This window comes from Vibrio wakamikoensis, from assembly GCF_050337275.1.
Taxonomy (GTDB): Bacteria; Pseudomonadota; Gammaproteobacteria; order Enterobacterales; family Vibrionaceae; genus Vibrio; species Vibrio chaetopteri.
Genome location: NZ_JAKJST010000013.1, coordinates 340,755 through 352,706, shown reverse-complemented (window position 1 = coordinate 352,706; position 11,952 = coordinate 340,755). Strand labels below are relative to the sequence as shown.

The window sequence follows — 11,952 nt, the reverse complement described above, 5'->3', positions numbered from 1 at the left end:
AAAACAAGGTAATGCCTTACCAGATAGGCTTTAAACAAGCTTCGTTGTTCTTAATAGGACAGTTACAACTCCTTCCTGCCGTCGCACCTGGAAGAATCCCGGAGGTGATGAACTATATCCTAGATATGGCTGAGAGTTTTACGTTGCCAGAAAGGCGAGATAGGAGCTATCCAAGAGCGGTAAAAAGAAGGCCCAGTCGCTATGCGACTAGGCCTTCTAAAAGGTGTTAGCTTCTTAACTTACAAGCATTAGAGGCTTACCTCGCGTTTTTTTATGCACTCACCAACAGATGATGGTCAGTTTTGTTCGGCAAATACAAAGTAAACTGACTGCCTTCCCCTTCCACTGACTGTACCTTTATCTCACCGCCGGTTTGACTCAAAATGCTTTGCGACACAGACAGACCAAGCCCAGTGCCGTCACGCTTTGTGGTAAAGAATGGGTCAAAAATACGCTTAAGATTTCGCTTCGAGATACCACAGCCCTCATCAATCACGTGAATCAGTGCGCCTACGCTCTCTTTGCCTTCAATCCAATCTTCAGTGAGTACTGTCAAGCGCCCTTTACCACTCATTGCATGAATAGCGTTCATTTGTAAGTTCACCAATATTTGCAGCAGTTGATGACGATTCACCTCTACTGGCGTTTTGGCATGCAAGTCCACCACAAACTCAACATTGCGCTTTTTCGCGCCAGTTCGGACCAAGGTGACGCTCTCATCAACGATTGGATTCACGTGCTGCCAGGTGATTTCATCCTGAACGCCCCCCTGACGACTATATTGCAAAAGGCTTCTTGTGATATTTCTGATGCGATCAATCTGCGCCAAAATGGCGTCGACTTCCTCTTCGACCCGATCGATGTCGGAGCCAAGCTCAAACTTAATCAGCTCAACGTTACCTAGGATTACAGCCGTCGGGTTATTGATCTCATGCGCTATACCAGCGGTCAATTCACCCAACGCCGCTAACTTTTCATTGATAACGAGTTTATCTCGGGTCTGATTCAGAAGTTGAATGTGCAGTTCAAGCTGCTCGGTTTTCTCTTTGAGACTAGCAGTACGAGAATGAACCTTAGCCTCAAGTTCATGGGCAGCTTCTTGAATCTGTTCGTTTCGATATTGGAGCTGATTGAGCATATTGTCGAACTGGGTAGCAAGCTGACTTAGCTCGTGCTTAGAGTTCAACCCCAGCTCTCCAATACGTTCTTCATCCTTGCCAAGCTGCACCATTTTTACAACGCGGTGTATTTGCTCAATAGGTCGGAACAGATCTCTTGCACCTCGATACACAATGAACCCAGAAATGAGCAATAGCGACAAAATGATGGCGGTGACTTCGCCTAAGTTAGTGATATAGGTTTTAATCAAAGGCCAGACTAAGTACCCGGTGTAGGTGATGCCCACTGTATTACCATGCCAATCCACAATGGGGTTATAACCTGCGATATACCAAGAGTCATAGACAAACGCTTTATCAATCCAAATCTCACCGCGCTCTAGTACCGACTCCCTAACCTGCTCTGACACAACCGTACCAAGGGCTCGCCTACCTTCGTAAGAGTCCTCCATAAAAACGTTGGTCGCGATCCGCAAGTCATCAAGAAACAGCGTCACCGTGCCCTTATAGCTATTGCTTGAATAAATAGTGCTCTTTATCTCATCGACAAGCGCCAAATTATTATTCATCAGCACGCCTCCATCGAGGTAACCAAGTAACTTGCTATTGAAGTCATACACTGCGGTCACTGTCCGACTAACAAGGGCGCGAGTTTCATTGATATGTTTAGCTTGGTGCCATACTTCTGCATGATCAGAGAGCATAGGGTCGATAGCAACTGCTTGCGTACGCGTCAGCACATCGAAGAAGCTCTTTTGCCTCGCCATCTGCGCATAATCGGTCAGATTGTTGATTTTTTGCTTAGGTATCCAACGTAAGTAATCCAGGCTATAACGCTCACGTTGAGAGCTGACCCAAGAGTCAAATTCATCGTGGGTTTGTAGGTGGTCTAAACGGGTTCGAAACTCATAAGAGGAAGCAAATGCATCCAGATGGTCGTACTGACGGGTTTGCAAGCTTTCTATCTTGTCCTCAACGATGTTGAGGCGCTCTGCCACATCAACTAAAGCACTTTGCCAAGTGTAATGCACGGACCAATATGCAGTGATGCCAAATAGAGCAATCAAGGTCAAAAATATCGGTGCTGAGGTGAGAAACAACAGGCGATATCGCACCATTGAGGTGACACGGTAACGCCACTTGCTGATAAAGCGATTTTCTCTATTCATCGAACCCGCTCTCGTCCCATTCTTTGAACTTGCGCTCTAAAGTCTTACGTGCAACACCAAGATCACGCGATGCAGCAGATTTATTACCAGAGTGAAAGTCCACTACTTGTTGAATGTGTGACTTTTCAACGTCCTTTAATGACCAAGAATTTGGATAACCAAAATCTCCCTCAACCACTTCGCTGGTGCTAGGCATAGTGGTGAGGTCGTTTACCGACATAGTGATGGATGTATTCACCGTACCACCTTTCATTTCGTTGAAATGGTGAGCAGGTGGTTTGTTAAGCAAAATGCAGCGCTCAAGCATATTTTTAAGCTCTCGCACATTGCCAGGCCAATCGTAGTCTTGCATCGCATGCATGTCTTCGTGCGCCCATTTGGGCTCCACAACACCCAACTCTCTCGACAGTTGGCGAGTAAAAAATGGGACAAGATCGGATAGATCAGCAAGACGCTGTCTTAGTGCTGGTACATCTATCTTGAGTACATTCAGTCGATAGAAAAGATCTTCACGAAACTCTCCACTGGCCACTTGTTCGCGCAAATTTCGGTTAGTGGCTGCAACAACACGAACATCGATACTGATCTCTTTCTCGGTACCAACAGGTCTGACGGTTCGCTGCTCCAACACCCTCAACAACGAGGCTTGCATTGCTAAAGGCATCTCACCAATCTCGTCAAGGAACAAAGTACCACCACTGGCCACGCGAAATAGACCCTCTCGGCTTTTCTTAGCGCCGGTAAAAGCACCCGCGGCATGCCCAAATAGCTCACTTTCCAATAACTCAGGAGCCAAAGCGCCACAGTTCACAGCAACAAAAGGGCCTTGTCTTTGACTGGCAGTATGAATTCCTCTTGCGACGAGCTCCTTGCCCGTACCCGATTCCCCTTCAATCAACACCGATGCACGTGAAGGAGCATATTGAGTAATCAGTTGCTTCAGCTGTTTGGTTTTCTCTGAGCTACCAATTAAGTCTTTGCTAACGCGGCGACTAATGTCATGGCTAAGCGCTAAATTCATTCTTTCGGTCAAACGCTTGTCCATACAGCGTTTAACCGCTTGGAGCATCTGCTCCAGATTAAAAGGCTTTAAAATAAAATCAGAGGCGCCAAGTTTTAACGCACTAATCGCGACTTCTAAGTCAGCATAGCCCGTCATAAATATCACATCCGCTTTGCGCTCTTGATCGTTAAACGCTTCTTTCCACTCAATACCAGAGCGACCTGGAAGATTGATATCGAGAATGATCAGATCATAGTGGTTCTGGATACGAAGGCTTTCTGCTTCCTCTACACTATTCGCAGTGTCAACATGGCCAAAGCCTTTACTGAGCGCCTTTTTAAGAACGGTTTGCATGCCGACTTCATCATCGACAACAAGCACCGAGAAAGCCAAATAAGGCGAAGATTGTTGGTTGGGGACATCAGAGGTTTGAAATAAAGTCATAAAGCGTTGTTATTGTTCCTATTTGAGACAGAGTGTACCAATCTATAGCAAAACATCATGGGTAAAAGTGCGACATTTTGTCCCAGCTCAAATTAATTGTAGTTTACCCTATGAAATTTTTAGCAAAATGTCGCACTTTGCCTCTTTTTTCCTATGGAAATTGTGGCATTGTCTTTGCTTAAGGATAGGGCTCGCAAAGAGCACATGGTTTTACGATAAAAACAACAATGGACAATACTATGACCACCTCTCTATCAATTGCCTCTAGTTTGAAGGCTCCTCAATTAATAGTGACTGCAGTATCAATGGCAACACTGTCTGTTTCGGCTTATGCAGACAATGGCGAACAATCCCGAGTCCGCCTTGCTACCACCACGAGTACGTATCACTCAGGACTGCTCGATTACCTATTGCCGGAATTTACCCAAGAGACCGGTTACCAAGTGGATATCATCGCCGCGGGTACAGGGAAATCACTCAAAATGGGTGAAAATGGCGATGTAGATGTCGTGATGACCCACGCTCCCAAAGCAGAAGCGAGCTTTGTCGAGTCAGGCTTTGGCATTGAACCTCGCAGTGTCATGTACAACGATTTTGTGATTGTGGGTCCAGAGAAAGATCCAGCAGACGTTCACGACCAAAAAAGCATTGAAGAAGTCTTTGACCATATTGCCAAAACCAACGCGATTTTCATTTCACGCGGTGATGACTCAGGCACACACAAGAAAGAGCTGCAGATTTGGAAACAAGCCAAGATTGAACCAGACTTTGGCGGCTATCGCTCTGTAGGCCAAGGTATGGGGCCAACACTCAATATGGCGTCAGAAATGCAAGGCTACACCATGACCGATCGTGGTACCTGGCTCGCTTATCAAGCTAAACTTGAATTAACCGTCCTTTTCCAAGGTGATAAGCAATTGTTCAACCCTTACCAGGTTATCGTCGTCAACCCAGAGCGTTACCCTACCCTCAATACTAAAGGTGCTCGCGCACTCAGCAATTGGCTGGTGTCAGAGAAGGGACAATCGATGATCAATAACTACCGCAAAATGGGCGAACAACTGTTTGTCGCTGATGCTGAGAAAAACAACAGTTAATGAGCATTACTGAAACAACAATGGAGGCGTTAAGCCTCCTATTTAGCCTAGACAGAGACCTGTGGCGCATTGTGGCTGTCTCGTTCAGTGTATCTATCTCTGCGGTCTCTCTCGTCGTGTTGCCTGCGATAATCGCTTCCTACTTTTTGGCTTACACCAACTTTCCGGGTAAGTGGTTTTTGTTATCCCTAGTAAATACCATGCAAGCAATCCCAACGGTGGTGATCGGTCTTCTGCTGTATATGCTGCTATCTCGTTCTGGACCACTGGGTGATTGGGAAATGTTGTTTACACAGCGAGCGATGATCGTTGGACAGATCTTAATTTGCTTCCCTGTGTTGGTTTCTATGATGCACGGCGCACTGCAAAGTACCGATAAACGCGCACTTGAAACTTCGGTCACGCTTGGCGTATCACGTTTTCGCACCCTCATGACCTTGATTTGGGAATCGCGATTTCCTCTTATGGCAGCGGTCGTTGCAGGATTTTCACGCATAGTGACCGAAGTCGGCTGCTCAATGATGGTGGGTGGCAATATTATGGGGCTCACAAGAAACATCCCAACGGCTATCGCGATGGAAAGTCATAAAGGCGCATTTGCTCAAGGTGTTGCTCTTGGCATCGTTCTGCTCGTATTGGCTTTAGTGCTCAACTTCCTACTGTCTTCGATGCGAGGTAAAGGCGTACTTCGATCCTAGAAAATTCTCTATATATACAAGCCTGACTTTGCCTCTCAGGAAAAACGTCAGTTTTTGATACCCAAACTATAATTAACCCAAGACACTGCTTAAGGGACAACAATGACAATACAATTAAAAGCAAAGCAGGTTTCGATGCGGTTTAAAGATCGTGTCCTTTTTCATATTCCCAGTCTCACTATTGGCCCTAATGAAGCTGTGTACCTAAAAGGTGATAACGGCGTTGGTAAAACCACTCTACTAAAAATTCTTGCCGGACTTCTTAAGCCGACTTCCGGCACTATTGAACCACGCAGTCAGTCAATTGTTTCACGACTAATTAGTGGTTCTGGCCGAAAGGATGTTACCTATCTTCATCAGTCTCCCTATCTGTTTGATGGCACTGTCTATCAGAACGTCGTCTATGGTATTAAGCACAAACGCATCGACATTCACGATAAGCGCGCTGAAGTGATTTCTGCGTTGCGACTCGTTGGTTTAGAGACGTTAGCGGATGAGCATGTCTCTGTATTGTCTGGTGGTGAAAAGCAGCGGGTTGCGATGGCAAGAGCGTGGGTATTAAAACCGTCTATATTGCTGATGGATGAACCCAGCGCCTCTCTCGATCAAGAGTCGATTGAGCGCTTGGTCTTTATGGCACAAGACCTATTGGAACATGGTTCTAGCATCGTGGTGACCAGCCACCAAACCAACGCCCTCACCCGCTTGTGTCGAAAACAATGGTGGATTAAAGACTGCACCTTGATAGAATCACCGCTGCTTCAAATCATCGATAAAAAACAGAAAGATAAAGAGAGTATTTATGTTGCATCCAACTCAGACTAGTTGGGTTATTCTTGCTGGTGGACAAGCTTCTCGCATGGGAGGTAATGACAAAGGGTTAATTGAGTTCAATGGGAAGCCGCTTATTGAACATGTGATTGAACGCCTAAGCGCGCAAACCAATAACATCACTATCAATGCCAACCGAAACCAAGAGCGTTATCAACAATACGCCCCCGTCATTAGCGACTCGTATCCTGATTATCCCGGTCCGTTGGGTGGCATACATGCCGGACTTAAAAATTCAAACTCAGATTGGGTTGGTTTTGTACCTTGTGACAGTCCCTTTATTGATGCTGCGGTCGTAGAGCGATTCTGCCAATCTGTGACGGAGCAATCCGACATCCTAGTCGCTCACGACGGCGATTTTCATCAACCTGTATTCACTATGTTCCATAAACGTGTGCTTCCAAAACTAGAAGCCTTTTTGGAACGTGGCGATCGCAAAATCATCTTACTCTACAAAGAATGCCACACCGACTATGTCGACTTCTCAGACAGCCCCGAGTGTTTTGTGAATCTCAACACGCCGGAAGAATTGGCGAAACTTGCGACATCAAACGATCATCATTAAAGAGCGCACTATGACCATTAAGTCTACCAACAATGTTCCCCTTCTCGGTTTTGCAGCCTACAGTGGTACCGGTAAAACCACGTTACTTGAAGCCTTGCTGCCAAAGCTAACAGAAACTGGCCTGCGCATCGGTGTATTAAAACATGCTCACCACAATTTTGATGTCGATAAGCCAGGTAAAGACAGCTACCGCTTGAGAAAAGCTGGGGCGAGCCAGATGCTGATTTCATCTCGCAACCGTCACGCGCTTATGACTGAAACACCCGATGCTGAAGCGGATTTTGAACACTTGCTATCGCGATTTGACCATCAAGCACTCGACCTTATTTTGGTCGAAGGCTGTAAAAATATCGCTTTCCCGAAAATTGAGTTGAACCGCCAAGAAGTTGGAAAACCTTGGCTACACCCAAGCGATGACAATATTATCGCAATCGCTTCTGATAGTGAGCTTGATGTAGCAATCCCAACCATGAGCATCAATGATCTCGATGCTATCAAACAGTTCATCTTAGATTATGTGACATCGCGGAATGCAAGTTCACCAGTCGCTGCTGCTTGTTGCGATACACTTTCCCCTGCATTTCTATCTGTTGTGCAGGGACAGCAAAAGATACTAGAAGCCATATCTCCTATTGATGCGACAGAAACGATTACACTGGAACGCGCATACGGTCGCATACTGTCCGAAGATATCAGCTCGCCTATCAATGTTCCGGCTTACACCAACTCGGCGATGGATGGTTACGCTATTCGGGGCGAAGACATTGCTCATGAGCAATTTGATGTAGTAGCGAGCATTATGGCTGGGCACGGTTACGACAAAACTCTGACTAAAGGCCAAGCTGCCCAAATAATGACAGGCGCACCTATGCCGGAAGGCGCTGATACCGTGGTCATGCGTGAGCAAGCGATTGTAGACGGCGAGCGCGTTGGTTTTGCTAATGCCTCAATTAAATTGGGACAAAATGTTCGCCAAGCGGGTGAAGATTTGGCGGTAGGTCAATCCGTATTTACCACCGGGACATTAGTACAAGCACCAGAGATGGGTATGATTGCGTCTTTAGGCATGAATGCCGTTAAGGTAAAACGTGCACTGCGCGTTGCCGTATTCTCGACTGGGGATGAAGTGCAAGCACCAGGTACGCCCCTTAACGCCAACTCGATTTATGACTCGAACCGCTACACCATTATGGCCATGCTTCAAAAGCTTGGTTGTGAGATCGTTGACCTAGGTATTCTAGAAGATAATGAAGCCGTTATGGTGCAAGCCATTGTTGAAGCGAGCAAGAGTGCTGATCTTATTATTACGTCCGGTGGCGTCTCCGTGGGTGATGCCGACTTCATCAAAAATGTTTTAGAGAAACGTGGCAGTGTCGATTTCTGGCGTATTAATATGCGTCCAGGTCGCCCGCTTGCATTTGGTGACATCAGTGATGTGCCATTCTTCGGTCTTCCTGGTAATCCTGTTGCGGTCATGGTGTCGTTCATTAACTTTGTTGAGCCAGCCATTAAGAAAATGCAAGGTGTACTGAACTTTGAACCTCTTAAGGTACCGGCAATCGCGACAGAATCTCTGCGTTCACGTCAGGGTCGCACAGAGTTCAGCCGTGGGGTTTACGAAATCGATAGTCTTACAGGTCAGTTGAGCGTTAAAACAACCGGTAAACAAGGCTCTGGAATTCTGCGTTCAATGAGTGAGGCGAACTGTTTGATCGAAATCGCCCCGCATATCGATACAGTAAAACCGGGTGAAAGCGTGACAATCATCCCGCTTCAAGGCAGAATCTAGCGCTTAGATTTGTCAGGTAGCAATTTTAATAGGTAAACCTTATGGCTCGTACCATCATTTATGAATACAAAAACGAAGAGAAAACTCTGCTGTTTTCTTACCAGCAACATCGCAACATCCATGAGGCTGTCGCTGAAGCAGAAGGTATCGACCTGACAGAGTTTCTAAAGATGGAGCAACAAATTGAAGCCATCTCTGACACTAAAGCGGTTCGCAACTATCGTGACAACCACTTTAGAAAGCTTGGTTTTGGTAAGATCACGCTGATGCAGAAAGAAAACTTTGGTTTAGGCAAAAAGCCAAGACAAGACACCTAAAAAGCACTCTATTCGAAAACATCCAAACACCGAGCTGAAGCTCGGTGTTTTTTTATCCGTCATAAATCCTTCACGACACTCTTCGTTTTGCCACGCTAAACTCAAACTAATGTCATGAAATGCGTGGTATTTAACGAATCATGTTTGCTGCAACTCCAAGAGAGCTAGGTCATATCCATGAGTATGCCGAGCGCTACTCTGAACTGTCACTCTCAACTCTAACTCACATTGAGCATCAAGGTTTTGAGATGCCAATACAGCAGCTTTCTCTTGGCTCAAGTCACCCCTCTGCACCATGCTTGATCCTCACTGGATCGATCCATGGAGTCGAGCGTTTTGGTAGCCAAATCATCTTGGCGTTCATTAGAAGCCTGCTAAAGCGTCGACAATGGGACAGCCAGTTGAATGATACACTCAATAAAATTCGTATCCTCACCGTGCCCGTAGTAAATCCCTGGGGCGTCGCACTAAAAACGCGCTCCAATCATCGTGGTGTGGATCTAATGCGCAATGCGCCTATCACTGCCAATAACCCTCGCTATCAACTGCATGCAGGTCAAAGCATTAGCCCAAAGCTGCCTTGGTATCGAGGGAACAGTGCCAAAATGGAGCAAGAGCTAATCGCCGTTTCAAACAGCATTCTAAAGACCACACAGTCAGCGTCATCAACTATAGTGCTCGATTTACATAGTGGCTTTGGAACCAGAGATCGATTGTGGTTTCCATTTGCCCACCACAACCGTCCGCCAGAAACACTGCATCAGTTCTATTTAATTTACTCACAGTTTCGCAAAAGCTTCCCGCATTACGAGCTGTATCAGTTTGAACCTCAATGGCACCAATACACTACGCATGGCGACTTTTGGGACTGGATGTACTTACGCCACTATCAACAATCGACTTCGCCGTTCGTCCCACTCACATTAGAGCTGGGGTCTTGGCTCTGGGTTAAAAAGAACCCAATGCAATTGCTGAGCTTTAGCCAATTATTTCATCCCACTAAGCCACACCGATTTAAGCGCGTACAAAGAAGACATAGCACACTTCTAAGCTATTTAATGCAAGTTTTGTATAATGAGTTGTTAACACAGGTAAATAACAATGACCGTCTGATGCTGACGAAAAAGGCAAAAAAATTATGGTACCCATCGTATTAGTGAGAGGTTTACTACGTGAAGCAGGCCACTGGCATTTAATGGTGGATGCATTAAAGCGCCTTGACGACGAGCTACTCATCGTAACGCCTAATGTACCGGGAAATGGCTGTTTATATCAACAGACAAGCCCAATGAAAATAGAGCAGATGCTTGACCCTTTGCTTGAGCAACTACCCAAACAGTTCGAACGCTATCACGTTGTCGCCATATCCATGGGATCCATGTTGGCTTCTCACTGGGCGCATTTAGATAGCGATAAGGTTGCCAGTTTAACACTCATCAATCCAAGCTTTGCCCGATACAGTCCAATCCATGAACGCTTTAATCTCCGAGCTATTCCAAAACTGTTGAGCGCAAGGCTTCGCGGTCGAGATACCTTTGAAAAAGCGATTCTAGATGTCACCTTTCCTGATCATGTCACAAACCCAAGTATTTTGGCCTACCACCTCGCTCTAAACAGCAAGCACCCGGTTCGTTTTAGCAATGCTCTGCGTCAGTTGATAGCGGCAGCTAAGTTTGTCGGTCCTAATCAACCTCCATCCTGTCCTACTCAGGTTATTACCAGTAAGCATGATAAGTTAGTGCGTAGCCGAGCCGGGCAAGCTGTTGCCAGTAATTGGAATGTCCACCATCGTTCATTTTATAGTGATGCTCATGATCTACCGGCCGATTCACCCAACGAACTTGCCGACTATTTGTATCAATGGCTAAAAAAATTGAAACTCTAATGGAACTTGTGGCGCAAAAAGGCAACTAAATTCTCATTGAATCGCTACTATGCATTAAATGTTGAACGACTACCGGATCACGATGATTAAAACCCCAGTTACTTTCGCTCTAGCTGCAAGTTTACTTTTAACTTTGTCTGGCTGCGCCACTCATAACGAGTTCGCTTCGGAAGCAGATCTTCACTACCACAACCAGCAAGCGCGTGATTTTTGCAAACAGCTTAATGACGGAGCGGAGTATTATCAGTGCTTTGATCGATACATATTAAAAGCATCGTCAGTCACCGTACACAAATTGAATACCACCCAGCGCTCACTGCAACGAGCGATAGAAACCCGTTCGAGTTAATACTTAGAGCCACGTTAGACCGCAGGCTCCTCCATCAGCAGTTTCACGCCCAGCCCAATCAAGACAACGCCGGTAGTCGCCTCCATCCATTGCGTAAATTTCGAACTCTTTAGCAGACATTTAGCCGAATTTAACATCCCAGACAACCCGCACTGCCAAAGCATAGCAATAACAAAGTGGATCGTCGCCATTAACATCGATTGTGCGAATGGAGAAAATTCTGGGTTAATAAATTGTGGGAGAAAGGCGAGATAAAACACGGCGGTTTTAGGGTTTAGCACATTAGATAGAAAACCTTCACGGAGAGAACGTTTACCAGAGACTTTGTTAACTACCGATTGTTCGACGGCCATAGACGATCCGTGTCTAAATGAACGCAAACTAGAAAGCCCTAGCCAAATCAGGTAGGCCGCACCGATTGCTTTAACCACTGAAAACAGCTCTGCAGATTGAGTCAAAACAACCGAAATGCCGAGTGCAGAAAACGTCGCATGGACAAACAGTCCTAGGCAAATCCCTAAGCTCGTAACGGCGCCATCTTGGAAACCACCACGTGTTGTGTTTCGAATCACTAACGCAGTGTCCAGTCCAGGAGTCAATGTGAGGATAGTGATAGCGACAATAAACGCTTCGAAGTTTTGAATGTGCATAGTTAATAACTGTTTTCTAGGACAATTACCTGATTCT

12 protein-coding genes and 1 pseudogene are annotated in these 11,952 nt (G+C 46.0%); 10 read left to right on the top strand and 3 right to left on the bottom strand.

Annotated features, from left to right (window positions below):
- A pseudogene (locus tag L4C42_RS04770) lies at positions 1 to 230 on the top strand (IS4 family transposase); the annotation flags it as partial.
- Positions 231 to 271: 41 nt separating this feature from the next.
- Here L4C42_RS04770 and L4C42_RS04765 read toward each other — a convergent pair.
- Complete coding sequence (locus tag L4C42_RS04765; protein ID WP_353496207.1) at positions 272 to 2,287, bottom strand: sensor histidine kinase; 2,016 nt, start codon at positions 2,285 to 2,287, stop codon at positions 272 to 274.
- On the bottom strand, positions 2,280 to 3,734 hold the full coding sequence (locus tag L4C42_RS04760) for a sigma-54-dependent transcriptional regulator (RefSeq protein ID WP_353496208.1): 1,455 nt from the start codon (positions 3,732 to 3,734) through the stop codon (positions 2,280 to 2,282). The genes L4C42_RS04765 and L4C42_RS04760 overlap by 8 nt, the downstream gene beginning before the upstream one ends.
- A gap of 305 nt (positions 3,735 to 4,039) precedes the next feature.
- On the opposite strand from L4C42_RS04760, the gene L4C42_RS04755 reads away from it, so the two are divergent.
- The 9 genes from L4C42_RS04755 (at position 4,040) to L4C42_RS04715 (ending at position 11,265) form a co-directional block, all read left to right on the top strand.
- Positions 4,040 to 4,831, top strand: a complete 792-nt coding sequence (locus tag L4C42_RS04755; RefSeq protein WP_418642279.1) for an ABC transporter substrate-binding protein — start codon at positions 4,040 to 4,042, stop codon at positions 4,829 to 4,831.
- Positions 4,831 to 5,529 (top strand): ABC transporter permease, encoded by a 699-nt coding sequence (locus L4C42_RS04750; protein WP_353496210.1) that lies wholly within the window; start codon positions 4,831 to 4,833, stop codon positions 5,527 to 5,529. The genes L4C42_RS04755 and L4C42_RS04750 overlap by 1 nt, the downstream gene beginning before the upstream one ends.
- A gap of 102 nt (positions 5,530 to 5,631) precedes the next feature.
- Positions 5,632 to 6,354 (top strand): energy-coupling factor ABC transporter ATP-binding protein, encoded by a 723-nt coding sequence (locus L4C42_RS04745; protein WP_353496211.1) that lies wholly within the window; start codon positions 5,632 to 5,634, stop codon positions 6,352 to 6,354.
- Complete coding sequence (gene mobA / locus L4C42_RS04740) at positions 6,332 to 6,925, top strand: molybdenum cofactor guanylyltransferase MobA (RefSeq protein ID WP_353496212.1); 594 nt, start codon at positions 6,332 to 6,334, stop codon at positions 6,923 to 6,925. Before L4C42_RS04745 ends, mobA begins: the two co-directional genes overlap by 23 nt.
- Before the next feature lie 16 nt (positions 6,926 to 6,941).
- Positions 6,942 to 8,714, top strand: a complete 1,773-nt coding sequence (locus tag L4C42_RS04735) for a bifunctional molybdopterin-guanine dinucleotide biosynthesis adaptor protein MobB/molybdopterin molybdotransferase MoeA (protein ID WP_353498696.1) — start codon at positions 6,942 to 6,944, stop codon at positions 8,712 to 8,714.
- A gap of 41 nt (positions 8,715 to 8,755) precedes the next feature.
- A complete protein-coding gene (locus L4C42_RS04730) occupies positions 8,756 to 9,031 on the top strand; it encodes a DUF2960 domain-containing protein (protein ID WP_353496213.1) in 276 nt (91 codons plus the stop codon).
- A gap of 140 nt (positions 9,032 to 9,171) precedes the next feature.
- Positions 9,172 to 10,188 (top strand): DUF2817 domain-containing protein, encoded by a 1,017-nt coding sequence (locus tag L4C42_RS04725; protein WP_418642214.1) that lies wholly within the window; start codon positions 9,172 to 9,174, stop codon positions 10,186 to 10,188.
- The gene (locus tag L4C42_RS04720) at positions 10,170 to 10,916 is read left to right on the top strand and encodes an alpha/beta fold hydrolase (protein ID WP_353496215.1); all 747 of its coding nucleotides are present in this window, start codon (positions 10,170 to 10,172) and stop codon (positions 10,914 to 10,916) included. The genes L4C42_RS04725 and L4C42_RS04720 overlap by 19 nt, the downstream gene beginning before the upstream one ends.
- A gap of 82 nt (positions 10,917 to 10,998) precedes the next feature.
- Positions 10,999 to 11,265, top strand: a complete 267-nt coding sequence (locus tag L4C42_RS04715) for a hypothetical protein (protein ID WP_429759563.1) — start codon at positions 10,999 to 11,001, stop codon at positions 11,263 to 11,265.
- 14 nt (positions 11,266 to 11,279) lie between these two features.
- Here L4C42_RS04715 and L4C42_RS04710 read toward each other — a convergent pair whose 3' ends face one another.
- Positions 11,280 to 11,915, bottom strand: a complete 636-nt coding sequence (locus L4C42_RS04710) for a LysE family translocator (RefSeq protein WP_429759561.1) — start codon at positions 11,913 to 11,915, stop codon at positions 11,280 to 11,282.
- Positions 11,916 to 11,952: the final 37 nt, after the last annotated feature.

Bases quoted from the DNA above. Each gene is read 5' to 3' on its own strand.
- L4C42_RS04765 (WP_353496207.1), bottom strand. From the start codon at position 2,287: ATGAATAGAGAAAATCGCTTTATCAGCAAGTGGCGTTACCGTGTCACC.
- L4C42_RS04760 (WP_353496208.1), bottom strand. From the start codon at position 3,734: ATGACTTTATTTCAAACCTCTGATGTCCCCAACCAACAATCTTCGCCT.
- L4C42_RS04755 (WP_418642279.1), top strand. From the start codon at position 4,040: ATGGCAACACTGTCTGTTTCGGCTTATGCAGACAATGGCGAACAATCC.
- L4C42_RS04750 (WP_353496210.1), top strand. From the start codon at position 4,831: ATGAGCATTACTGAAACAACAATGGAGGCGTTAAGCCTCCTATTTAGC.
- L4C42_RS04745 (WP_353496211.1), top strand. From the start codon at position 5,632: ATGACAATACAATTAAAAGCAAAGCAGGTTTCGATGCGGTTTAAAGAT.
- mobA (WP_353496212.1), top strand. From the start codon at position 6,332: ATGTTGCATCCAACTCAGACTAGTTGGGTTATTCTTGCTGGTGGACAA.
- L4C42_RS04730 (WP_353496213.1), top strand. From the start codon at position 8,756: ATGGCTCGTACCATCATTTATGAATACAAAAACGAAGAGAAAACTCTG.
- L4C42_RS04725 (WP_418642214.1), top strand. From the start codon at position 9,172: ATGTTTGCTGCAACTCCAAGAGAGCTAGGTCATATCCATGAGTATGCC.
- L4C42_RS04720 (WP_353496215.1), top strand. From the start codon at position 10,170: ATGGTACCCATCGTATTAGTGAGAGGTTTACTACGTGAAGCAGGCCAC.
- L4C42_RS04715 (WP_429759563.1), top strand. From the start codon at position 10,999: ATGATTAAAACCCCAGTTACTTTCGCTCTAGCTGCAAGTTTACTTTTA.
- L4C42_RS04710 (WP_429759561.1), bottom strand. From the start codon at position 11,915: ATGCACATTCAAAACTTCGAAGCGTTTATTGTCGCTATCACTATCCTC.